A 25983-nucleotide genomic window follows, 5' to 3' on the forward strand; every position below is an offset into this window, starting at 1 on the left:
TCTGTAAATATTATTTATAGCAACGACAAGGTTGTCGTTACGTGGTCATTTCTATTTCAGTCAATACTTAAGTTATCTCTACTGCTTATATACACTAGGTTAAAGAAGAACAGTGATTGGTGACAGTTGAGTTTTCTTTATCTATTGATGACTACTTTCAATCAAAATACTACGTACTTTCATTAGAGCAAAACCTAATAAATTTAATCCCTTCCAAAGAAGGGGATTGTTAATCTCGTTGTCTTGCTCACTTAAACCGACCCCCCATATTTTATCAACAGGGCTTGCTTCAACAAGCACTCGATTGCCTGTTGAAATCAGAAAGTTACCGAGTTCTTTATTTTGGGAAAACTTAGCGATATTGGCACGAATAACAATATCCATACGGTGTTGCTCCCAAATATCTTGGTCAAATCCTTTTACTTCTCTGCCTAATGCTTTTGCTGAGCCTGGATTAGATGCAGTAATAATGCGCTTTCTGACGTCTATATCATTAAATAGCTTCGCTTTTTCAGCCATCATATAGTGCTCAGCGCTGGCATAACGCACATCATCTAATATAAAAGGTGCTGGGTACCATTGGCTAAAGCAACTTTTTGTGATGTCATTACCTTTACTTTGGTGCCCCCAAAAGTAGATGTACTTTATTTTCTTTCCTGCACGAAATTCTTTTTTTAATTGTTCTAAATCCATCTTTTTTCCCATTATGTTGAATATTCCTAATTCACATAATAAAGATAGCATAGAAGTAAAGAAGGATTGAGTGCCTTTTTGCGATTCTGTGAGTAGGTGAAGCGATTCCGCTATTTTGATTTATTCTTATTAAATTTATCTTAATTTGATTGGTTTTTTTTAATAACAAATAAACTTTAATCTATGATCTAAGAATAATTTATTTAATGATATTTATGCTAAGGTTATCCTAATAGCTTGATAGTATTATTAATATAATTTCTCATCAATGATAGGGTGGATAAATGAAAGTTTCAGCACGCAATCAGTTAGTCGGTAAAGTTGTGGATATTATTGAAGGTGCCGTTAATAGCGAAGTGATTTTATCTTTAGCACACGGTGAGAAACTAGCGACAATCATCACCAAAGAAAGTTGTGAAAGCTTAAATATTAAAAAAGATGGTGAAGCTATTGCCATTATTAAAGCGCCGTGGGTTGTATTAGCACTGCCTGATTGCGGTTTAAATTTCTCTGCGCGTAACCAATTTGCAGGAAAAGTGACTCAAATCGTACAAGGTGCGGTGAACTCTACTGTTCATTTAGAAACGGCGAAAGGTTTAGCACTGACTGCGGTTATCACCAATGAAAGCTTACAAGAAATGAAATTGGCAAAAGGCAGTGATGTTTTAGCATTAGTAAAAGCATCAAGTGTGATTGTGGCAACACGCAAATAATTGTACGTTTGTTTCTTGAAATAAAAAAGAGGCTAAATAGTTAGCCTCTTTCCTTTTGATATTACTTATCTTTTTGGATTTATCATCCCGATCATCGTTTATTCAAGTAATAAGAATTAATTATCTGTATTACCTGCAATTTTCAGTTTGTCATAGATATAATTTTTATAACTGTTAACTAATTTCTCATCTTCACAGTCATTTAATTTACCTTCACATAAGTGGCGCATTTGAATATTTGCTTTGTAGAAAGGAGATAATGGCAAACGAGCGCGCTCTAAGATCATGCCACCTAAGAAGCTAATATCAGTTAATTCACCCGTTGTTATTGGTGCACCTTGCGATAGGTTATCTCTTAAGGTGAACTGAGTAATATATGCAGGGTTATTAAAAGGTGACTGATAATTTTTGAGCTCAATATTGGGTTGATGATCACCAAAATAGAGGAACATCGTCGGTTTTTCTCTTTGGGCGACAAAATTAGAGAAATCTTTAATTGCCGGATCACTGGTGATGATTTTTTCCATATAGTGGCTAAATTTGCCTGGTGCATTACTGCTTTCTGTATGACCTGTAATTTGGTACATATCTCTGTGTGATTCATCATAAGGGCCATGTTCATACATGGTTAATGAGAATATAAACAATGGCTTGTCAGTACGCTTTTTTAGTACCTCTTCAACGTAACCCAGCATATCTGCCGTCGATATTTTCCAGAGGTTTTCTTCTAATGTTCCCGGATAACCCAGCTCTTGAGGTTGAATGATTTCATCAATTCCCATTTTTTCATAAGCGTAACCGGCATGGTAAGCACTACGATTAAATGGAGTCAGTAAAACGGTGTAATAACCTTCGGCTTTTAGTTGGCGGAATAAACTCTCATTAAGATTATCGACAACAAAATAGAATACCGAGTTTTTACGTGCACCAAAATCATCCGTATTTAACCCTGTTAATACAGAAAATTCAGAAAGCCAAGTACCACCACCAAAGGTTTGTACACGTAAAGGGCTTTGTGCACTGACACCTTCATCTTTTTGAAACATAAATAAATCAGGCAGTGTAACATCGGTATCAAATTGATAAATATCAGGATTAACCGTCGATTCTTGTAATAAAACGACAATATCAGGTTTTATGTCTGTCTGTGTTTCTGGCAATACGGTTTTGTTCGCTTGTTCCAGAAAGTAATCCGCATTTTCATTGAAATAAGGAGGATGGTACGCCGTTTGGTAGCCAGACATGATTAAATTAGTCACAGTACCTCGTCCTCCTGGAAGTGTACCCTCCCATTCAGCTTGCCATTTTTCTACGGTGAAATGGATTGTAGTAAATCCAATGGCCATTAAAAGTAAGCCACTGATACGCAAGCTTGGGCGTGATTTTTTGGAAAAATGCCAAGCAATAGACATATTGATAAGAAGCCATATTAGCATCGCAATCAATGCAACACCGGCTTCCCAATAATGGCCTAATGTCCCTAAATTAGAGCTATCAAAAGCCAAATCAAAGTCAGAGAACATTAATGTTTCTTTGTAATAATGGACTTTGAGTTGATTAATAAACTTAGTTATAACGAAGAGGGTGCCAGTGGTAATAGCTGAAAATAAGATACGAGCTGATAAAATAAAGCAAAGAGAAAAAAGAATAAAATAAGCACCGACTGAAATAAGTGCAGTATAAATAAACGTTGCTTTCTCAAAAACAATAAAAAATGAGGCAATAAGAATAAGTGCAAGATAAGCACTTCCTAAATATTTTTTCATATCTCTTCCGAGTATAGCTATAAAGAATAAAGGGGATATTTTACAAAAATTGTAGGCGATAATTTTAAATAGGCTAAATAACTTTATTTAGCCTAAGTTAACATCTGTTTTTAGAATAAACCTTTGTCTCGTAAAATATGAAGATCTTTTTTACGACGAGTAAAACCAGTACGGTCAAAATACTCTAAGATTTGTACTGCTAACTTACGCCCAACAGATAACTCATCACGGAAGTCCGCGGCGGTGACACTACCATTACTCTCATTATATTTCACAATGATAGATGCAAATTTTTCCATTGATTGGTGTGTATAGTAGCGGTCGGCAATAATTGGAATAATTAAACCTAATTGTGCCGCTTTACGTAATAATGAGCGGATCACTTTCTCATCATTTTTCATTTCATTGGCGAGATCACGCACCCACCAAGGTTCAGATTGCTCAAAATAGACTTTAGCATGTTGCCATAGCGCATCTTGTTCTGGTGAAAAAGCAAGACCATGGGTTGGGAGGTGAAGCCAACCGCGACTTTGGCTAATTGCACCCTCTTTTCGTAACTGATCAATTAGGTGATAAACCAATTCATCATGATAAGTAGGTAGTGCCATCCGTTTTAAACGAGAACGACCCACACCCATTTGATCATTATGTTGTTGGTGATATTCCTCAAGTGTATCGAGTAATTTCTGTTTCGCTTTATCCGCATTTTCTTTAGAAAGAATAACGCCAGCAACGTTAATTAGGTCAAATGTTTCTAGTAGCTGAGTGAGTGCATTTTCAGTTAATTGCTGAGCCCAAGCAAACTGATTTAGAGATAATTCACCTTTTGGTAAACATAACGCTAACTTGGCGCTGACACTGTCAGCATTATCAATTTGATGTAGCCAAGATAAGAACTCACTTTGTCGTTTGCCTCTACGTGGCGAATGCAAATGTAAGACTTTCGCTGCGGCTAAGGTGCGTTGAGCACTGATATCACGCAAGATAAGCCTGTCGTTATCCACCAGCCAAAGGGGTTCATCAAGAATAAGCTCTGCTAACTGTGGTGTTTCATTCGCATCATTTAAGAGCGCAACACGACCTGTAATATGGCGAGTACCGTGATGAATATGTACTGGCTGCCAATGCTTTAAAGGTTCATCAGCGATTAAACTGACTAAGACTTTATGGGCTTGGTAGTTAGGCTCTTGAGAGAGTAACCAATCGCCACGAGAGACATTATCTTTACTGACATCTCCAGTGATATTAATGGCAATACGATGACCGGCTCCAGCACTTTCTACTGGTTGATTTTGTGCGTGTAACGCTCTGATCCTTACTGGTTTATCCGCACCTGTTAGCCAAAAAGTATCACCAATGGCTATTTGTCCAGCGAGGGCGGTACCCGTCACGACTAATCCCGCCCCTTTAATACTAAAAACACGGTCTATCGCTAAGCGAAAGCGTTTATGCCATTGGGGGTGTTGTTGTTCTTGTTGATGAAGGTTAACAAGATAGTCACGAAGCGCAGGGATCCCTTCACCAGAAGGTGCTGAGGTGATAAAAACATCAGGTTGTTGCCAGCCTAAGTTGGCCAATACATCCGTTGTTTGTGAACGAACTTCTTTAATTCGTTCAGGCGTAACACGATCTGCTTTAGTGAGAATAACGGTAACTTGAGGACAGCCAGCAAGGCGTAAAATAGAAATATGCTCAATGGTTTGGGCCATAACACCATCGTCACAAGCGACAATTAATAGTGCATGAGAGATCCCACCAACGCCCGCAAGCATATTGGAAAGAAATTTTTCATGACCGGGCACATCGACAAAACCAATAGACGTCCCATCATCTTGACGCCAATAGGCATAACCTAAATCAATGGTCATGCCTCGTTTTTTTTCTTCAGGGAGATGGGTAGTATCTACTCCAGTAATAGCCTGTATCAGTGTGGTTTTTCCGTGGTCTACGTGACCTGCCGTTGCAAAAATCATAGTAAAAGTGCCTGTATTAATGCATTTTCATCCTCAAGACAGCGCAGATCGAGCCACAGGCGACCATCAGTAATTCGACCAATAATCGGTTTTTCTAAATTACGCCAATGCGCAGCTAACGCATCTAACTGGCTACCTTTTCCATCTTTGGCTTCAAAGGTAAGTGCTGCACTCGGTAAACTTTCAATAGGTAATGAACCACTGCCTATTTGAGAAGCGCATGAGGATATCGTGATATGGTAATTTTCTCCATAATATGCCTGAAAATGAGGCAATAACCGTTGCGCCATGTCATTAATTTCTGTTTGTGTCCGAGTTAACAAACGTAATGTTGGAATTTCAACAGCCATTTTTTCAGGTTGCTGATAAAGGCGTAATGTGGCACCTAATGCCGCTAACGTCATTTTATCAACACGTAATGCGCGCTTTAAAGGATGGCGCTGAATAGCTTCAATCCATGTTTTTTTGCCTAAGATTATGCCCGCCTGAGGGCCACCTAATAATTTATCACCAGAGAAGGTAACAAGATCGATACCTTGCTGTAGATAATCTTGAGGCATCGGCTCTGAAGGTAAACCCAAGGCGGCTAAATTAGTCATTGAGCCACTGCCTAAATCGATAGCCGTGGGTAAGTTCATCTCTTTACCAAGTGCGGCAAGTTCGTCGCCATGTACTTCTGCTGTAAAGCCTTGAATACAATAGTTGCTAGTATGAACTTTCATTAACAAACCGGTATTCTCATTAATGGCGTTACGATAATCTTTAAGGTGAGTGCGGTTTGTTGTTCCTACTTCTTTGAGTGTACAGCCTGCCTGAGTCATCACATCCGGGATACGAAAAGCGCCGCCAATTTCCACTAATTCACCACGAGAAACCACGACTTCTTTATTGGGCGCAACCGTTGCGAGCATTAGTAAAACAGCAGCTGCGTTGTTATTAACAATACAGGCATCTTCAGCGCCCGTTAATTCACATAACAAATCAGCGATAGCGCGATCACGGTGTCCTCGTGAAGCACCATCAAGAGAATACTCTAAGGTTGCCGCTGAGCGCATAACTTGGCTAACCGCTTCAATAGCGGACTCGGCCATTAATGCTCGGCCTAGATTGGTGTGTAAAACCGTTCCTGTTAAATTGAAAACAGGTTTAATTGACGATTTTCGTTGTAATGTAATGCGATTTTGTAATTCATTCGCCCACTGGTTATGCCATGCAGGTAGGTTATTATCTTGGCGAATAATGATACGCGCTTCTTCTTGTAACTTTCGTAAATGCTCAGTAATAAATGTCTGACCATAAGAAGCAACTAAAGCCTGAATTTCTTCTTGATGCAGTAACTTATCAATGGACGGAAGCTGGCTATAAAGTGAGCGCGTATCATTTGTCATGCTAATACCTAATTATTATTCATTTGGGAACAGGAATGGGTTAATGCTACTACGAGCAAAGCCTTCTTCTTCCATTTTTGCATCAAGGACAATAGACGCTAAATCGTCAGCGACAGCATCTACATTGGCATCTTTTTCTTGATATAAAATTTTTAGATAGCTTCCACAATCACCGCAACTTTCTGCTTTCACGGGAGCATTTTCGCTGTCTAATGACCAGTAATTTAATTTACCTGTTAATTCACAGTTGGTGCATTTAATGCGTACAACATGCCACTCGGTTTCACATAAATTACAGTGTAAATAGCGTAAACCTTGGGTTGTGCCGATTTGTACCATGCTTGCTACAGGCATACTGTTACAAACTGGGCAGAATTGACGATTTTCACCGTATTCTGTTTTAGCTTTACCTGGAATATTTGCCGCTAATTGTGCCCAGTAAAGAGACAACGCTGCCCAAATAAAGACAGATTTATCTGCTGAAACTTTTGAATATTCATCATTAAGTAATGCCGTTGCCATTTCTTCTAATTCAGTTTCAGACGCTTTAGCGAGATTTTCTAAAGTGATAGTGGCACTTTCAGGCACAACTGGACGTAATTCAGCAATAATCGAGGCTAATAAAGCATGCCAATGTTTACTGCGTTTGAATGTTTTTCTATCTAAAGGTGCTACACCAATTTGCTGTGTCAGGAGTGGGGCAAGATCAATGGTAAGTGGATTATCATGAAGTGCTTTTTCTTGAGCTTTCACAATTTCTGCTGCAAATTCAAGGTAGTCTGCGAAAGGATTATCTTTTGCTAGTGTTTGAAAACGTTCAGCACGACGTTGATAAAGGTTTTTCAGATTAGGGAATAATACAGGTGGAATAAAGCTAATCCCTTTTTCTGATTGATCTTTACCTAATTGCTCTTTAGGAACGATGCGAATACTCATAACGTTCTATCTTCCTATTATCATAAATTTTATAGTGAATACCCACAGGATTTGACTTCAGAATAAATCAAAAGCAAACATGAAGCCATGACAGTGGGTAATAATAGTGTGTTATTGTTCTTTTACGTCTTAAAAGTGGGCGTAAATTGAATAAAAAACGGAGGCTAATCAAGCCTCCGTTTGTTCAGAAATACACTTTAAGGCATTATTTCTGTGACTTCTTTTCGGCTTCTTTTTTCTCTTCTTCGAGAATTTCACGATACCAACGAGGATGGTGCTTTTTAGCCCAACCACGAGTTACCCAGCCTTCAACCATGCTACGAATTGAACCTTTTACCCAGAATGCCGCATAAGCGTGAACAATTACGGTGATTATCAGTAATATTGCTGATAATGAGTGAACTAATAAGGCAATTCTAATAACTGGGATCGAGAAATATTCTGCGAAATAAGGACGCCAAATGATAATGCCACTGACTGTTAGTAAGATAAGGCTGATACTTAACATCCAGTAAATGCCTTTCTGACCTAAATTGTAGTGACCGATATCGCCAGCTTCTTCATTTTGTAGCACTTTATGAATATTTTTAGCCCAGACTAAATCATCTTTATCAATAAAGTTATACTTCAAGTATCTGAAGAACATAAAGATAAAGAGAATTGCCATAGCACTACCCACAAACGGGTGTAACAGACGTGACAGTTCTGGTGTACCTAAAATATTCATGAACCAGTTCAGAGATGGGAAGAAGAAACCCAATCCGCTGATTGCTGTGAACAGAAAGACAATCACAACGACCCAGTGGTTTATACGCTCTGATGCGGTATGGCGAAGAATTTTATCACCTTTCTTCTTCATCATTTCTGCTCCTCCTTATTCACAGAGGTCTGTGTTTTAGAAGATGCTTCCATCTCTTTGAGTGCTTCTTCTTCATCTTCTTCAGTTGTACGGTTTGGACCGACACCTAAATAGTGGAAAATAGCGCCCGCGAAGGTTGCGGCAAAACCAACAGCAGCCAATGGTTTCCAGATGCCTTTCCAGAATTTAACCGTTGAGCTAATTTCTGGGTTTTCAGGTAAACCATGATACAGGTTTGGTTTGTCAGCATGATGGAGAACATACATTACGTGTGTACCACCCACACCTTGTGGATCGTAAAGACCTGCGTTGTCATAGCCACGAGTTTGCAGCTCTGCAACACGTTCATCAGCAAGATTGAGCATCGCTTCTTTCGAACCAAAATGAATCGCGCCTGTTGGGCACGTTTTCACACATGCAGGCTCTTGGCCGACTTCAACACGGTCAACACATAACGTACATTTGTAAGCACGGTTATCTTCTTCGTTAATGCGAGGCACATTAAAAGGACAACCTGCAATACAATAACCACAACCAATACAGTGTTCTGATTGGAAATCAACAATACCGTTAGCGTATTGAATGATAGCACCTTCTGCTGGGCAGGCTTTTAAACAGCCCGGATCAGCACAGTGCATACAACCATCTTTACGAATTAACCATTCCAGTTTGCCGTTCTCTTCAACTTCAGAGAAACGCATCACTGTCCATGATTTTGCGGTTAGATCAGTTGGGTTATCGTAAACACCGACGTTAGTGCCAATTTTATCGCGAATATCGTTCCATTCAGAACAAGCTACCTGACAGGCTTTACAGCCGATACAGGTTGTTACGTCGATAAGTTTTGCCACTTCTTCCTTGTAATCCCGCACCTGAGGCGCGGGAGTAAGGGAATTGGTGGCAGAGCGACGAATAATGTCTTGGGATTGCAGTGACATAATTTATCTCCTTACACCTTTTCCACATTAACAAGGAACGCTTTAAACTCCGGCGTTTGTGTATTCGCATCACCAACGAATGGCGTTAACGTATTCGCAATAAAGCCTTTCACAGCAACACCTTCAAAGCCCCAGTGAATAGGAATACCAATGGTATCCACTTTGCGCCCATCAACATCAAGGGTTTTAATACGTTTAGTGACCACCGCTTTCGCTTTGATATAACCACGTTTTGAGCTGACTTTAACGGTATCGCCTTGAACAATGCCTTTCTCTGCGGCTAAACGCTCACCAATTTCAATAAATTGTTGTGGCTGAATAATCGCATTTAAGCGCGCGTGTTTAGTCCAGAAGTGGAAATGTTCTGTCAGACGATAAGTTGTACCGACATAGGGGAAATCTTCTGCTTTACCCATATCTTCCCAGTCATCTTTAAAGATACGCGCCGCTGGGTTTGAAACGACATTTGGATGCAGTGGGTTAGTACCCAATGGTGTTTCAATTGGCTCATAGTGCTCAGGGAATGGACCTTCTGCCATCTTATCGATAGCAAACAGACGTCCCATACCTTCCGGCTGCATAATAAATGGACCAACATCAGAACCCGGTGCAGCGTTGCTATAGTCAGGTACATCAATACCCGTCCATTTGCTGCCATCCCATTCGATTAATTTACGTTTAGGATCCCATGGTTGACCTTGTGGGTCTGCTGATGCGCGGTTATAAATAATGCGACGGTTAAGAGGCCATGCCCATGCCCAACCTAATGTATTACCCAATCCTGATGGATCGGAGTTATCACGGTTAGCCATTTGGTTGCCTTTCTCTGTCCAGCTACCTGCGAAGATCCAACAGCCACTCGCCGTTGTACCATCATCACGTAACTGAGCAAACGAGCTAAGCAGTTGACCTTTTTTCAGAATGATATTGCCATCAGCGTCTTTTAAGTCGACTAATGCTTTACCATTACTTTCTTGTGCAACTTCTGCGGATGTTGGATTATCAGGATCAAAGTAATCCCAAGTCATATTCAACACCTGCTCTGGCATCGCACCGCCTTCTTCTTTGTAGAGTTGGCGTAAACGATGGAAAATACCCGATAAAATCTCAGCATCAGGGATAGCCACACCAGGGGCATCACCCCCTTTCCAGTGCCATTGTAACCAGCGACCAGAGTTAACGATAGAACCGTCTTCTTCTGCGAAACAGGTTGTTGGCAGACGGAAGACTTCTGTCTGAATATCGGCTGTTTTAACGTCGTTCTCTTCACCGTGGTTCTGCCAGAAACACGCAGTTTCAGTGTTTAGCGGATCCATTGTGATAAGGAATTTCAGTTTTGATAATGAGCGAATAACTTTGTTCTTATTCGGGAATGAGGCAACAGGGTTAAAGCCTTGGCAGATATAGCCGTTGACTTCACCTTTATCCATCATATCGAAGTATTGTAGAACGTCGTAAGGTTTGTCCCACTTAGGTAACAGTGAGAAGCCCCAATCATTATCACGTTGAGCATTATCACCATAGAATGTCTTCATCATACTCACGAAGAATTTAGGATAATTGCCCCAGTAGTTAACTTGTCCCGGTACTGTCGCTTTTGGCGTATTCGCAGCTAAGTAGGTTTCTAATGTAGTCTGCTTTTCAGAAGGCAGAGTTAGATAACCTGGTAAGCTTTGAGATAATAGACCGAGGTCAGTTAAGCCTTGAATATTAGAGTGACCACGTAGTGCGTTAACACCGCCACCAGCCATACCCATATTACCTAACAGTAATTGGATCATTGCCATGGTACGGATGTTTTGAGCACCAACAGTATGTTGAGTCCAGCCTAGTGCATACAGGAAAGAGGCTGTTTTATCTTTCGCTGCTGTTTCAGCAATATATTCACAGACTTTTAAGAAATCATCTTTTGGTGTACCACAAATCTGAGTAACCACATCAGGCGTGTAACGGCTAACGTGTTGTTTTAACAGATTCCAGACACAACGAGGATGTTGTAATGTGGTGTCGCGTTTTGCGAAACCATTTTCATCCATCTCGTAGTTCCAAGTGGTTTTATCGTATTTACGTTTTTCTGCATCATATCCGCTGAATAAACCATCATCAAAATGATAGTCTTCACGGACAATCAAGCTCGCATTGGTATAAGCCTCAACGTATTCTTTTTGATATTTCTTATTTTCGAGCAGATATAAGATAACGCCCGATAAGAACGTAATATCAGTACCAGAACGGATTGGCGTATAGAAATCCGCAACAGCCGCAGTACGGGTGAAGCGAGGATCAATAACAATGAGCTTGGCGTTATTATGGATTTTAGCTTCCATCGCCCAGCGGAATCCCACAGGATGTGCTTCTGCCGCATTACCGCCCATAACGACGATAAGGTTGGCATTTTTCATATCAACCCAGTGGTTGGTCATCGCACCGCGACCAAATGTTGGAGCAAGACTTGCTACCGTTGGTCCGTGTCAGACACGCGCTTGGTTATCGACAGCCAGCATCCCAAGAGCTCTTGAGAATTTCTGAGTTAAAAACCCAGTTTCATTGCTTGCTGCAGAGGCGCAAAGCATACCCGTTGTTAACCAACGGTTGACTTCTACACCTTCTTTATTGAATTTCTGGAAGTTGGCATCGCGGTCTTTTTTGATTAAGCGCGCAATACGATCAAACGTTTCTTCCCATGAGAGTTTTACCCATTTATCCGAGCCGGGTGCACGGTATTCTGGGTGTTTTAAACGACCTTCACTGTGAATGAAATCCACAAGACCAGCACCTTTAGGGCATAATGCACCGCGGTTTACTGGATGGTCTGAGTCACCTTCAATATGAAATATCGTTTCTTTTGCGTTTTTGGCGCCATCGCCCAGACTATACATTAATAGTCCACAACCGACAGAACAGTACGTACAGGTATTGCGGGTTTCGCGGGCTCTCAGTAATTTATACTGACGTGAGCCTGCTAGCGCAACTGCTGGTGCAAAACCAAGCGCTGCCGCTGTAGTACCTGCCATACCGCCAGCACAGATCTTAAAGAACTGTCTTCTGCTGACCTGCATGGGGTCTCTCCTCATCATACATTGCTTTTACTGACTCTAATTTTCTTCACGAAAATGGAGCTGATTGTTTTTTTATCCCTATTATCCCTAATAGGATCAGGTTCATTGCCTGATAGGTAGTGTAAAATCGTTTTTACCCGTATTGTTATTATGTATTAATAAATTTAGGAATTCATCTTATGGATGAAACAAAATCGACAAAATTGTTAACTAAACGTGTAATCGTTGGCGTAGATCAAACAATTGTGCAACACAAGGGATCTCTAAACAGACAAGAAGACGATTATATTGCACTCGAAGTTCCTGTTGCATTAGTGTACAACGGAATATCTCACGTCGTTATGATGGCGAGCCCTAAAAATTTAGAGTTGTTTGCTGTCGGATTTTCTTTATCCGAAGGCATTATAGAATCTTCTAATGAAATTCGCAGTATCGAAATTATGGAAAGTTGTAACGGCGGTATTGAAGTTCAAGTTGAATTATCAAGCCGACGTTTTATGGGATTAAAAGAGCGACGCCGTAATATGACGGGGCGCACTGGCTGTGGTATTTGTGGAACTGAACAGCTAGAAGAGATTTTTCGACCTATTACTCCGTTACCTTTTACACAAACATTTTCACTTTCAAATCTTGATAAAGCCTTAGAGCAGATGACAACCGTTCAAGAAATTGGTGAATTAACTGGCTGTACTCATGCGGCTGTTTGGTTATCACCAGAGGGTGAAATGCAAGGGGGATGTGAAGACGTTGGTCGTCATGTTGCGCTTGATAAGCTTTTAGGTATGAAAGCACAAGAAAAGTGGAATGAAGGCGCGGTATTAGTCTCTAGTCGAGCAAGCTATGAAATGGTACAGAAAGCCGCAATGTGTGGCGCAGAAATTTTATTTGCTGTTTCTGCAGCAACCTCTTTAGCGGTTGAAGTTGCTAATAAATACAATGTCACGCTGGTGGGTTTTTGTCGCCGCGGAAGAGCAACAGTATTTACTCATCCACAACGACTGACAGATTGACATCATAAAATGAAATTTTTAAAAATAGGTGTAATCGTTTTATGTAACGATTTACACCTGTTTAATTTTCTCTTTTATGACCACAATGCACCTAATTTGTAATCCCATTCTTTAGGTTTGATGGGGATACGCCCTGCATTTGGGGTAAAGGTCATTTCACTAAAGATAAGTCTATTTTCAGACATTAAAAAATCAACTCGGCAATAATCAAAGCCATTTGCCAGTTTAGCGGCTAATTGCAACATGATTTCAAATTGCGTTGGTTTTTCAATAAGTTTGGGTGTGTTGGGATCTTCTAATGTGATGGGTTGTAACTGCCAATTTGTATCATACACATTTATATACCCATTCCCTTTGGTATCAGAAATATCAATTTCCGCATAATGAGGTTGACCATTAAAACAGTGAAGACGACAAGTCGTTGGTATCATTGGATTTTGTGTATCAAATAAATCAATATATTCTTCACAGATGATTTGAGCGTTGATGTTTTTATAGTGCCATTCACGGGTAACAGGATAGAGATTACGTTTTAAATGAAATTGCAGCTTTTTCTTTGCTTTTTCAATATCAAAAGTTGCTTTATCAAGGCAGATGATTGTACTACCGCTATCGTGATTACATTTGAGTACAAAACGTGAAGGAAGTTGAGTGATATCGATTTCATCAGGATGAGAATAGGTGTTAATGATAGGAACCAGATAGTGTGGACCAATCTTTTCTATCACATAATCTCTTACTTTGATTTTATCTGCTAAGCGCGTATAAATTGGATTTCTATCAAATAGCATACGTGCATTGATTTTTTCATTAAGTGATGTCGGTATTTTAAAGTTAGGTTGATAACCTAAGTTACGAATAAACTTATTCTTTAAATACACACGATCAGGCAATACGATAGTTCGAAACAGTTTGAAATAATATTCTATGATTTTCATAAGCTAATGATTATTTTAAATAGATAAGTGAAATAAAAACTAACTTTTCTTTGAATTAAATTTCTATAAAGAAATAACTAAATTAGATAGAAATTAAGAGAGTTATGCCAGTTATTGATATTCTTATCGTTTTTATTTGTATAAATTTAGAAAGTATTAATGTGAGTTAATATTCAAAGTATTTATTTTAATAAAAGAAAACGTGGCGACATTAAGAGAGAGTTAACAAAAGGGAATATTGATTAAGAATATATTAATTTGATGACCATTTAGTTATATGAATTGGCTTATCCCAATTATTAAAGCGTAATCCTTTGCCTGTTCTATTTCCGTGAGCATCTAATATCTCATAGTACTCTTCAACGATTTGGCTACGACCTCGTTGCCATTCATTGGTTGTTGCAAAAGGATCAATTAAATAGATATCACCCACAACAGTATATAACTCGCCTAAATAGCGAATTTTTTTCGTACTACTATTTGAATAGTGAGAAAACATGATTTGGTAGGTTTTATAATGTTCTGGCTGACCATAAGGGCCATACTTCATTGCAATATAACGAATACCTTGATGATCAGAATGGCTTGCACCACCCGGAACAGGCATATCTGGCGTGATATTAAAAAGGGTATATCGAGAGGTTGCGGCCGGTTGTCTTAATGCTTGTCGATAACTTTGAGTATTTAACCCTGAAGCTGTCCATGTTCTATCCACTAAGCCATCTCCTGCCAAACAGGAAGCGGATAATCCTAATAATGAAAGAATTATAAATAGGGACTTAGCAGACATAAATACTCCTTTATTGCCATTATGATGCCAGAAAATAAGGTGCTTATTCCGTGAAATAGAGCGATAGAACCTTGTAATTTCTTGCTGTTATCTTAATTTCATTCCAAAAAGTTATCGGAAGTAGCGAATAAGTGATTATCTTTTAAGCAATAAATACGTTTTTATATTGAAGAGATATATGTCTTAACAGGTGAAAACGTATGAACACATCTAAAACATTACGCGTTGCTACAGTGCAGTTTCAACATAAAGCAAACGACAAAATTTATAATTTAGCGAAAATTCATCAGTTTATAGATAAAGCAGCGACTGAAAAGGTGAATGTATTAGTGTTTCCTGAAATGTGTATTACAGGATATTGGCACGTTCCTAAATTATCAGACCAATCAGTGTATGCATTAAGTGAACGAGTCTCTGACAGTGGATCTTTAGCGTTAATAAAACAAAAAGCGATAACGCATCAAATGGCGATAGGTGTCGGACTTATTGAGCGAGCAGAAGACAATACACTCTATAATACATGGGTTGTTTGTATGCCTGATGGCTCTTTGCATAAACATCGGAAATTACATGCCTTCGAACATCCGATCATCAAAAGTGGTGAGCAATATACCGTATTCGAAACCCCTTGGGGGGTTAAAATGGGCGTATTAATTTGCTGGGATAATAACTTGGTCGAAAATGCACGAGCTAATGCATTGTTAGGTGCCGATATTTTACTCGCTCCTCATCAAACGGGTGGAACAAATTCACGTAGCCCACATAGTATGAAGCCTATTCCCATGACGCTTTGGGAAAATAGACATCAAGATCCTCAATCATTACAAGAGGCATTTCAAGGTGAGCATGGAAGAGGTTGGCTAATGCGTTGGTTACCTGCAAGAGCGCATGATAACGGTATGTTTGTGTTATTTAGTAATGGTGTTGGTCGTGATGAAGAAGAGGTTCGTACTGGGAATGCAATGATCATTGACCCTTATGGGCGCGTAGTAAAAGAGAGCAAAGCGATTAATGATGATATGGTGATTGCAGATCTTGACCTCACATTATTAGAAAACTCTACAGGAAGACGCTGGTTAACAGGGCGAAGACCTGAACTTTATTCGATATTAACGACAAAATTTGGAAATGAACAAGATCCTATTTCGGTTCGATTTGGTAAAGCGTAATTTAATAAAAAAACAGCTTTCATTTTGTGAGCTGTTTTTGTTTAGCTAAAGAGTAATTTATTTACTTCGCTTATTAATATATTGGTTATTAATTTTATTTATTTATTTTATGTTAGAATAATAAAAAGAAAAATAAGATAGGATCAATAATTAGTCATGGATACCCGTTTATTACATGCTTTTGTTGTTTTAGCTGAAACAGAACATTTTGGTGAAGCTTCATCAAAGCTTTTTATTAGCCAACCAGCTCTCACAAAACAGATAAAAACACTGGAGTCTCAGTTAGGTATCACACTTTTTCAGCGTGGACGTTATGGTGCAAAATTAACGCCTGAAGGGCAGTATTTACTGAGTCAATCTCAATCAGTTTTAAGAGAGGCTCGCGTTCTAGAAAAACAAGCTCGCCAATTAAGTGAACCCCAAAAAGCAGAGCTTTATGCAGGATTTGGTTTGTCCTCATTAAATTTTATTACCCCATTATTGGCAAAATTTAATCACGCTCATCCTGATATTACCGTTCATATCGATGATATGCCTTCTAGCATGATGGAAAATAAATTACGTTTAGGAGAACTCGATCTCGCATTTTCACGCTTACCTGTTACAGAACCCCTCAAGGGGATTTCATTAGCACAAGAGCGATTGATGTTAGCTATTCCAACACAAAACATTATGGTGTTAGAGATTGAAGATGATCCATTACACTATTTTAATATACTTGGGCTTATTCAACTGGTTCCAGAAAAAGGAAAAAAACTACATCAACAAATTAATGATTTTTTAAAATATCATCAAATTAAACCTCGTGTATTACAGCAATCACAAGATATCCAAACACAATTAGCGTTAGTTGCTGCTGGATTAGGGATGGCATTGGTACCTAAAAATGCAGAGCTTATTTGTGACAAACAAAAAGTCACTTTATTGCCACTGTCTGGTTTGTATACACAATGGGAAATAGGTGTTATTTGGAATAATAATATTCATAATAAAGATCGTGATATTTTTATAAAAATAATTCATGAGGAAATAAATAAATTATAATGAATGAAAACTGTTTTTAATTTTAGAAATGATTATATTACCAATATATAACTTATAATAAAGCTAAAACACCTAATAAATAATAATTGTTTTTAAAAGAAATAAAGATAAATAATTGCGAGTTTGTTCACAAAAATAAACATGAAATATTTATTGGTTTTTTATGTGTTTAAATAAAAAAATAAAGTAAATCATTTAATTAACTTAATCACCATAATATAAATAAGGCTAATTAAAAATCAGTTTATTAAAATAAGTTATTTACAATGACAGAGATTTATTTAATATTAACCACGCCCGAAACAGCAAGCTTTATATTCGAAAATGAAGCTGTAAAGATAGAATATTAATATCTCTGTAAGTGGCTACTTATTATTTATAATAAGTAGCCACACCCTCAAACTAATAATAAGGAAGTTATTATGAAAAAACGTAATGAATTAGTCTGCGCATTATTTATATTAATGGGGACTCATGCTGTACAAGCTGAAATTCATTCTAATCAAAGCGGTTCTCTGGTTACGATGGTTGTGGGGGCAAGTGATGCAATTAATCGAGGTCTTCATCAAACACCAGCTGGAGAGCCAGGCGTGGGGATTAGTACCGTAGGAGGTGGGAAAAAAATTGGTTTTGCTTCGTTAACATCACCAATGATGAGTGGTGGAGCGGATAGTCATGGTGTTTATACAATCCAATCTAATCACCAACATAGTGATATGGGTGTTTTTCACTTTGCTAAAATCACTAATGCTAATGTCTATTTTGGTGACTGGGCAAAAACAACATCAGCAACAGATGCAACACATCAAACCTATTATATCGGTAAAGATGTGACAACCACACTACCGACAGATAGCGCCACTTATACGGTAATGGGTATCAGTAAATATAACGGTAGTAACCAACTTTCTGGTACGTTTGATGTTGATTTTTCTCAAAAGAAAATTGAAGGTTCATTGAAGAATGAGCAGCGTACTGTTGAGTTAGAAGGTGGAAATCTTTATACCGCAAATAACCAAGTAACGTTTTCTGCAGATGCAAAAGAGGATACAACATCAGGGGTTGTTGAAGGTGCCTTTTTTGGCGAAAATGCCGAAGTGTTAGCAGGTATTGTGGTATTTAGTTCGGATCACACAAAAGATATCGGTTTTGGTGGTACGAAAAATAGTAGTGAAAGTGAAGAAATAACAGCAAGCACGGATGCTTCTTAATTTTTTCAAAAATAATATTATAAATTTGTTTGGTAATAAAATCGGTTAATTCTTTAAAAAGTGGTATTAGTGGTCATTAAGCTAAATGTTAGCAACAGATAATCAGGTATAGGGTTATCTGTTTTTTTTTATTAAAAATAAACTGATCTTAAGGAATAGGTCGATTTTTATTATAAGGATATACATGCGTTATTATCAAAAACGAATGAAGTTGTTTTTTATTATCAGTGTGTTATTTATTCCATTAAAAGTAAATGCCAAAGAAAATAGTTCTGTTTTATTCTCCTATTCTTCACCTCAACACCAAGTTGCCCAAATAGGCCAACAACTTTATCGCGCTTTACAGCAACAGCAGTGGAAAAAGGCCGAAGAACTATTACTGGACTATCAACAATTACCTTTCCATGAAACACTCTTAATTGATTATGCTAAAGCGCTTTTAGCCCAAACAAAAGGCAATTTTTTACAGGCTGAGTTTTATTATCAGCAGCAACTTAAACAAAAAGCTGATTTTATCCCAGCACAAACAGGGTTAATACAGCTTTATTTTCATTTGCGAGAATATAAAAAAGCACAGCAACAACTCGATCAGTTGAGTAGTATTGTTGATTTACCAAAAGATATTAGTCAATCCATTGAGTTTTATAAGGTTAAATTAGCCGCTTATTTTCAAGGTCAACGTTTCTATCAACTTAGCTTCTTTTATAACGATAATATTAACCATGCACCTGATATAGCTGAAAAAGTGGTCTCTCAATCCACGCAAAGAAAAGTGACTTTAAGAAGTGCAAAACCCATTGTATCAACGGGTCTTACTCATTATTTTTCTTTTTATCAGCCTGTTATCATTTATTCTCACCATACTTTTTCTTCTTATACTTATGCACGATATATAGATTATCACTCTCACCGTCGTGCTAACTTTTTGGCATTATATACACAGCTGGGTTATCGCTATCAAAAATCGCAATATCAATGGTCAATGACTCCTTATTACGAAATAAAAAAACCACAAGCTCAATATGAATATCAAGCATGGGGAAGTGAAGCGCAATTTTCTTATTTTATTAATAAAAAGCAAACTATTAATTTAAGTTTTGATTATAAAATAAAAAAATATCAAGAAGCGTTAAATAATTTAAATAGTCGGCGACTTAGTTATAGTACTAACCATAACTATTATTTTAATAATAGAATGCAGTTAGTTAATCAATTAAATTATCAGTTAGATCGTAAAAAAAATACTTTATTAAATTATCAGCTGTATGGTATAAAAACTGGCGTTTATTATCCCTTGTCAGTGAATTGGCATATATCTCTTTTTTTACAGTATCAATTTAAATACTATAATAACTATAACCCTTTATTAAAAAAGAGAAGAAAAGATAATAGTATTGTTTTTACAACCAATATTAAAAATAAATCATCTTTTATTTTAGGGTTTTATCCCGCAATAGAATTTCGTTATACCCGAAGATTAAGCAATGTGGATTGGTTATATCAATATCAGCAACACGAAGTGTTATTTAAATTAGAAAAACAGTTTTAATTAAATAAATCACTTCTTTTATTAATTGAATAGGTAAAACAATGCATATAATGCTTTTTAGAAAGCGAAAAATTGTTTCAATCTTCGTTTCTCTATCGCTATTTTCTCCGTGCTTTTATCTGCAAGCCAAAGAAGATAAAACCGATCTTGGTCATATTCAAATTTCTGATAATAAAGAAAAAGATACGCAAGGTTATTCACAAGTTTATGAGAAAGATGTCTCTAATGTTTATTTAGGCAAAGAGCTATTAGAGCGTTATCAAGGTATTTCTCCAGCTGATTTACTAAAAAGCGCCATTGGGGTTTATAGTGGTGAAGCGCGTAATGGTGGGGCGCTTGATCCGAATATTCGGGGTATTCAAGGGCAAGGACGTATTCCTGTTACGGTGGATGGTACAGAGCAGGCAATTACCGTTTATCGAGGTTATAGTGGTGCCTCTAATCGTAACTATATTGATTCTAATTTGATTAGTAGTATCTATATTGAAAAAGGCCCTTCATTAACTCCAGATATGAAAACAGGTATTGGTGGCGGTATTGCGATTAAAACCCTAGATATTCGTGATATTGTGCCTATTGGTGACTCTTTTGGTATTAATTTTAAAGGGGATATTAGTAATAACTCTACACGGTATAAAGAAGTTTATTTAAATATGCTTGGAGATTACCGTAATCAGCCTTATTTTTATCATTATGGTTCAAGAGTTATTGATCCTGCGTTAGAAATCACACCACAAAAAAATAAAGATTGGCATTTTCATGATCATTCATTTCGCCTAGGCATTGGGTTTGAAAAAGAAAAATTTAATTTATTATTTGCTTATGCACTGCGAGAAAAAGGCAATTATTTAGCAGGAAAAAGAAATACAAAAGCTTATCTCGAAACCGATAATATGAAATCTATCCACTCAATTGATTATAAAGTAAGGTTAACACCTTATGTTCCTTTTATTGCTCATATTTATCGTCCTGGTAATGAAGTACCGAATACATCCAGCCGTAATCGTTCATTTTTAGTTAAAGGGACATTATTCCCTGAATCAACACACCGTTTTTCGATTAATTATCGATACACCGATTTACTGTTTGGCGATATTATGCCATTACGATTAGAGTGGGCTCGTTATGAAAAAAATTTAGTGACTCAATGGCCATTAGCAACGATTAATCAACAGACAGGTATATTAACTTATCAATATAAACCCGAAGATAAACAAACCGATTTACTGTTACGGTTATGGGGGAATGTAACTTCTGGGCATACCAATACTCGTGGTGGTGAACCTAGAGTATCTCGGCAAATTGATTATGATGAAAAATATTTATCTAAATGGGATACAAAAGTAGACACGCGTTTTATTGATACTGCTTCTCTTTATCAAGAAAATAACCGTTACGGTATTGATTTATCTTCGATATTTAAATTATCACCGCAATTTTCTCTTTCATTTTCCAGTCATTATCAATTTGAAAAATTAGACAGTGATGAATTGGAATTACCTGCAGGTTTTGATTTTGTTACCTCCGGGCGAGCAGGACAACGTCATGAAATTAACTTAGCCCTTTCCACAGATTGGAAGCCACTTTCTTGGTTAGCTATTACTGCGGGCGGGAAATATCATTATTATCATTTAACCGATACTTTTTTAAATAATAAGCGACGTAATAATGTAAAAGGTTATGAAAAATCCCCTTCAATAAGAGGCTTTATTTTGCCTTATCGACGTACATTAACTGCGGAGGAATATTTATTATATAAAGCTTACCATAGGGTGGATGTAGAAACGTTACCTGAAGAGCTTAAAAATTATCGACGTTATCCAGAAATAGATAAAAAAATGCGTAAGTTTTTACTCTCTAAATTTGTTTATCCTGAATATGAAAATTTATCACCTGAAATAAAAGAAAAAATTATTAATCATCATAAAGTTAAAAAAACTCAAGTTCATATGATGCACGATGATTTTCTTCGTGATGAACAAGGAAATCTCAATATAGAATCTTCTCAAAAACGTCCTATGATCACGGAATATACCGTCATACTTTATGATAAAAATGGCGAATTATCTAAAAGTAAAAATATGTTCTTAAGTGGTTATGCTGATATCAATGAAAAAGTGCCCGATCCCATTACAGGTAAATTAGTTAATAAATATGAAATGGGTGTGACCAATCCAATCCCTATTTATCTTGATGATGATAAAGATAATTTTGCACCTGAGCCCAGTTATCAGCATGGGGCCTTTTCACCACTGGTGTCTGCAACGGTGTATGCCAACGAGATATTGCGTTTTTATGGCCGTTATACCGAGCAACTGCGTTTGCCTAATTTATTTGAAGACACTAGCGGATTTTCAGGCTCTAAAGCTCGTTATTATGGCTTTAAATTAAAACCAGAACGCGCCAAAAGTACAGAGTTTGGGGTTGTATTTGATTTGACCGATTGGCTTAATGTCGAGCGCCATGCCGATATTAAAATTAATTATTTTCATACCAATATCGAAAATGTGTTTGATAGAGATGCAAATTGGCAAATTAGGCAATTTGAAAAGCAAAAATTAGAGGGGCTGGAAGTTCAAGCGCGTTTTGATAACGGTTTTATTTTTATGGATACGGCTTTAGTTTATAGCCATAAAAATAAGGTATGCGATAAAAATGCCTTTAGTCACTACGATCCTTTTGGTTTCTTGGGAATTAAAGAGTGTATGACAGGGGGGTATCCGGGTGGTTTTTTACGTACTTCTATTCAGCCTAAATATTCGGTTAATTTACATTTAGGTACCCGTTGGTTAGATAATAAGTTAGAGGTGGGCAGTCGCTGGCTCTATTCATCAGAAGTAGAAAATAAAGATGAAAAATGGCTAAAAGAAAAGTTACCAAGAGAAATGTACGGCAGAAATAATAATCCGATGCGTTGGGCAAAAGTTTTTACCGTCGATGCCTATATTAACTATCAATATAGCCCTAATTTATCGTTTGAAATAACAGGCAGTAATTTATTAAACGAATACTACATTGATCCTTTAACGCGATCAGGTATGCCTGCACCCGGAAGAACCTTCCGATTGGGTGTGACTGCACAATTTTAATTAAAAGAGAATTAAGGAGCTTTTTGTTATGTTGGCACTTTCTGTCAGGCAACCGCTTAATATTTATTACTGGCTAATAGCTATCTCGTTAGTTTATATCGCTATATTAAGTTGGCTGTTGCGTTCACTTTCTATGGCAGAAAGTGCACACCATATTCATCAGCAACAAGAAAATACATTATCTGTTTACCAAGTGGTATTTTCACCGCCCCAACAATCGACAGTCGTGCCTGAGCCTTTAGTGGAAACGGCACCTCAAGAAACTCCCATTGTGTTGCCAAATGCCGAAATAGGAGAGTTTGTTGAAGTACCAAAGAAAATACCTGAAAAGCCCAAAGAAAAACCGATACCTATAAAACCAGTTACACCAGTAAAAAAACAGGTCGTACAAGAAAAAGTAGAACCGATAAAACAGCGTGATTTAGAAAGCCAAGTAGCACAAATAACATCAGAAGCATCTGCAGAAAGCTTAACGCAACATACGGCAAGTTCGTTAGCAGGAAGAAGTCATGCACTAAGCGAGAAAGGCATCGGGCAAGGTGAATCTGACAATCACTATATAAGCTCATTGCGCCGAGAAATAGAGCGTCATAAACGTTATCCATCACAAGCGCGCCGCATGCAACATGAAGGTCAGGTAGTGGTGAGTTTTTCTCTCACCGCAGAAGGTGCTATTGCCATGGTTGAGATAGAAAACTCTTCAGGGATTTCTTCACTGGATAATGCAGCAATGGCTGCTGTAAAGCGAGTAAAACCGATAGGGCCTAAGCCTGAAAGCGTATTGAACCCGCTTATTGTTTCATTAGATTTTCAATTAAATTAATCTAGTAAATAAAACACCTAAGAGTGAATTTAGACTTAGGTGTTTTTATTAGAATTAATGGTTAAAACAGTACAGTAATATCTGCTAACACAGTGTTAGGTTTAGAAAAGTGCAAATAAAAATAAAGATTGGATGCGTTTTCTTGTGTGAATAAATAATCTAATTCAAGTTGATAAGTTCGAAAATAGGCTTTTTTATTTGTTACTGGATGATTAAGTAATGGTGTTATTTTATAAATGATATTGTCCTGATTTAGGCCAAGAGAAAAGGTATTTGAAGCAATTAATGTCCCTTTAAGGGCATTGCCCGTTCTCACAGAAACTGAAAGTGATTGTTCACTTTCAGCTGCGCACTGTAATAACACCTTCATTTTTTGCGAATTATTTGTTTTTCCAATCGTTTCTTCTGAAGGTAAGCAAAAATAGGCTTCTTGATTTAACAAAATACAGTTTTTACCCACCAGCATATCACTATACCCATATTGAGCTTTACTTAATTGCGTATCAAACCCATGATTTAAATCCAATTCATAGCTTTTTTGTAGTACAGGCAAGTGGTTTTTAGTTTCTAGTGTAAGAGAAGCATAACCGTCATAAAAACGGAATATAGGTGCAGATTCTGTTAACCAAGCGCCAGAATCATCATGGCATTGTTTACCATTATGTCGGCTTAAATAAAGGTTTACGCCATTAAAACAGTAACCAGGAATATTAAGATAAGACTTGTTCTCTCGGCGGCCTTGACCAATGGTAAAGCTATTATTGTTTACATCATCAAGCACCATATAGTGTAATGCGCCCCAAGGGGTGTCAGAAATATAACGTACAGAAGGTAAAATTTGAGAGGGCGATAAATATGCTTTACTGCTATCTGGTGTAAAAAAAGTGTCTGTTTTTAATACATCACGACTATCCCCCGCGACACCATAACAGCCTTCATATTGAAAACTATCTGCTACTTTTTCAGTACTTAAGTAGTTGTGTTTAATACGAATAACAGCATCAATATGAGAATAGGTTTCGATACTTTGTAACATGGATGTTCGATGTAATATATCTTTGCCTATATCAAAGTAAGCTTTGTAATAGCTGATTTTAGGATCGGTATGGCTATAGTCATGTCCATATAACTCTAAGCTATTCCAGCGAGAAAATGGTGTGTTAAATTCGATTTCAAAACTCTTTTTTATCCAAGCCTGATAAAAAGATAATCCTGATGTGTAAATACCGGATAAAAAAACATTACTTTTATTATAATCATCTTTAAATATATTAGATGTTTGCCGATAAATGGCGGTATGAATTGCGCTATTAAATTTATCTACACTTTCTCTTAATGTTTTTAGATTACTTTTAAAGTAATCATCACTTAATTCAAGTTTATCTTTATTAGTGAGAATATCGTAATGCGCAGCAACAAAAAGGGCGCAACAATGACAATAAAAAGGTAAGCCTGCGGATTGCGCTAAATTTAAGACTAATGGTTGTTGAGAAACGATTGTCGTACTTACATCATCAAAACGGTTGAGTACTTGTTCCCGTAAATCTTTTTTTTGTTGTACAGAATAATGCATTGTAGGATCAAGATAACGAGCAAACGAATCAGAGAATAACTGATACACATCGGATATTCCCTCTGTGGTGAGTTTGATAATTTTAACATTATTATCCGCAATTTTAGCGTCAATAATACGAGAGACATGCTCGATAATTTGATTAGCTAGCGAGCTATCTTTCATATTTTTATTCATCATACCAAAGAGTGCAGAGGTGATTTTTGATAATGCACCACCGACAACCGGTATTAAACCAATAATATGTCCGATGACGGTTTGTCCTACAATAATGGGAGCATTGAGTGGATCTTGCTCATTAAATTTATCGACAATGGTCGGTAATACATTACTATTGCGGTTAATCATATCCAACATACCTTCTTGGAGTTTTTGGTAGTCGATACAGATTAATGGCTGTGTTGCAGGGAGTGATGAAGGACTAATGGCGACTTTTAATGGATTGAAATGCATAAAGAAAAC

At 37.4% G+C, this 25983-nt stretch carries 19 protein-coding genes; 8 read left to right on the plus strand and 11 right to left on the minus strand.

Translation table 11 applies throughout. The features are described 5' to 3' along the window. Nucleotides 1-141: 141 nt before the first annotated feature. Entirely contained in the window at nt 142-693 is a 552-nt protein-coding gene (locus H1225_RS15605) for an NADAR family protein (RefSeq protein ID WP_006534319.1), read from the minus strand. A 284-nt stretch (nt 694-977) separates the two neighbouring features. Here H1225_RS15605 and H1225_RS15610 point away from each other — a divergent pair, with 284 nt between their 5' ends. After that, nucleotides 978-1406: a TOBE domain-containing protein gene (locus tag H1225_RS15610; protein ID WP_006534318.1), complete on the plus strand. Its 429-nt coding sequence runs from the start codon at nt 978-980 to the stop codon at nt 1404-1406. 116 nt (nt 1407-1522) lie between these two features. Here H1225_RS15610 and H1225_RS15615 read toward each other — a convergent pair whose 3' ends face one another. The 7 genes from H1225_RS15615 to fdnG form a co-directional block, all read right to left on the minus strand. Continuing rightward, nucleotides 1523-3172, minus strand: coding sequence for an LTA synthase family protein (locus tag H1225_RS15615; RefSeq protein ID WP_161729726.1), 1650 nt, complete (start codon nt 3170-3172; stop codon nt 1523-1525). Nucleotides 3173-3282: 110 nt separating this feature from the next. Continuing rightward, nucleotides 3283-5145 (minus strand): selenocysteine-specific translation elongation factor, encoded by a 1863-nt coding sequence (gene selB, locus H1225_RS15620; protein WP_109848232.1) that lies wholly within the window; start codon nt 5143-5145, stop codon nt 3283-3285. Further along, a complete protein-coding gene (gene selA / locus H1225_RS15625) occupies nt 5142-6533 on the minus strand; it encodes an L-seryl-tRNA(Sec) selenium transferase (protein WP_161670760.1) in 1392 nt (463 codons plus the stop codon). The genes selB and selA overlap by 4 nt, the downstream gene beginning before the upstream one ends. 15 nt (nt 6534-6548) lie before the next feature. After that, complete coding sequence (fdhE, locus tag H1225_RS15630) at nt 6549-7469, minus strand: formate dehydrogenase accessory protein FdhE (protein WP_115065713.1); 921 nt, start codon at nt 7467-7469, stop codon at nt 6549-6551. A gap of 205 nt (nt 7470-7674) precedes the next feature. Further along, entirely contained in the window at nt 7675-8331 is a 657-nt protein-coding gene (fdoI, locus tag H1225_RS15635; protein ID WP_072065213.1) for a formate dehydrogenase cytochrome b556 subunit, read from the minus strand. Beyond that, the gene (gene fdxH, locus H1225_RS15640; RefSeq protein ID WP_239739244.1) at nt 8328-9266 is read right to left on the minus strand and encodes a formate dehydrogenase subunit beta; all 939 of its coding nucleotides are present in this window, start codon (nt 9264-9266) and stop codon (nt 8328-8330) included. Before fdxH ends, fdoI begins: the two co-directional genes overlap by 4 nt. Nucleotides 9267-9277: 11 nt before the next feature. Next, a complete protein-coding gene (gene fdnG, locus H1225_RS15645; RefSeq protein ID WP_115065714.1) occupies nt 9278-12325 on the minus strand; it encodes a formate dehydrogenase-N subunit alpha in 3048 nt (1015 codons plus the stop codon). 179 nt (nt 12326-12504) lie between these two features. On the opposite strand from fdnG, the gene fdhD reads away from it, so the two are divergent. Continuing rightward, on the plus strand, nt 12505-13335 hold the full coding sequence (gene fdhD, locus H1225_RS15650; RefSeq protein WP_006534304.1) for a formate dehydrogenase accessory sulfurtransferase FdhD: 831 nt from the start codon (nt 12505-12507) through the stop codon (nt 13333-13335). Between the two features lie 74 nt (nt 13336-13409). Here the strand turns inward: fdhD and H1225_RS15655 are convergent, their stop codons facing one another. Then, entirely contained in the window at nt 13410-14273 is an 864-nt protein-coding gene (locus H1225_RS15655; RefSeq protein WP_109848235.1) for an ATP-grasp fold amidoligase family protein, read from the minus strand. A gap of 253 nt (nt 14274-14526) precedes the next feature. Further along, nucleotides 14527-15063, minus strand: coding sequence for a UmoA family flagellar biogenesis regulator (umoA, locus tag H1225_RS15660; RefSeq protein WP_006534301.1), 537 nt, complete (start codon nt 15061-15063; stop codon nt 14527-14529). 200 nt (nt 15064-15263) lie between these two features. On the opposite strand from umoA, the gene H1225_RS15665 reads away from it, so the two are divergent. From H1225_RS15665 to H1225_RS15690, 6 genes are all read left to right on the plus strand, one after another. Beyond that, complete coding sequence (locus H1225_RS15665; RefSeq protein WP_109848236.1) at nt 15264-16232, plus strand: nitrilase family protein; 969 nt, start codon at nt 15264-15266, stop codon at nt 16230-16232. Between the two features lie 156 nt (nt 16233-16388). Further along, a complete protein-coding gene (locus H1225_RS15670) occupies nt 16389-17276 on the plus strand; it encodes a LysR family transcriptional regulator (RefSeq protein WP_161669187.1) in 888 nt (295 codons plus the stop codon). Between the two features lie 422 nt (nt 17277-17698). After that, nucleotides 17699-18487: a Slam-dependent surface lipoprotein gene (locus H1225_RS15675; RefSeq protein ID WP_109848238.1), complete on the plus strand. Its 789-nt coding sequence runs from the start codon at nt 17699-17701 to the stop codon at nt 18485-18487. Between the two features lie 184 nt (nt 18488-18671). Next, nucleotides 18672-20036 (plus strand): surface lipoprotein assembly modifier, encoded by a 1365-nt coding sequence (locus H1225_RS15680; RefSeq protein ID WP_109848239.1) that lies wholly within the window; start codon nt 18672-18674, stop codon nt 20034-20036. A 41-nt stretch (nt 20037-20077) separates the two neighbouring features. Beyond that, nucleotides 20078-23125, plus strand: coding sequence for a TonB-dependent receptor domain-containing protein (locus H1225_RS15685; protein ID WP_239739245.1), 3048 nt, complete (start codon nt 20078-20080; stop codon nt 23123-23125). A 28-nt stretch (nt 23126-23153) separates the two neighbouring features. Beyond that, nucleotides 23154-23948, plus strand: a complete 795-nt coding sequence (locus H1225_RS15690) for a cell envelope integrity TolA family protein (RefSeq protein WP_239739246.1) — start codon at nt 23154-23156, stop codon at nt 23946-23948. Between the two features lie 61 nt (nt 23949-24009). Here H1225_RS15690 and H1225_RS15695 read toward each other — a convergent pair whose 3' ends face one another. After that, nucleotides 24010-25974, minus strand: a complete 1965-nt coding sequence (locus H1225_RS15695) for a hypothetical protein (protein WP_239739247.1) — start codon at nt 25972-25974, stop codon at nt 24010-24012. Nucleotides 25975-25983 lie beyond the last annotated feature (9 nt).

It is taken from the genome of Proteus penneri, assembly GCF_022369495.1.
GTDB classification, from domain to species: domain Bacteria; phylum Pseudomonadota; class Gammaproteobacteria; order Enterobacterales; family Enterobacteriaceae; genus Proteus; species Proteus penneri.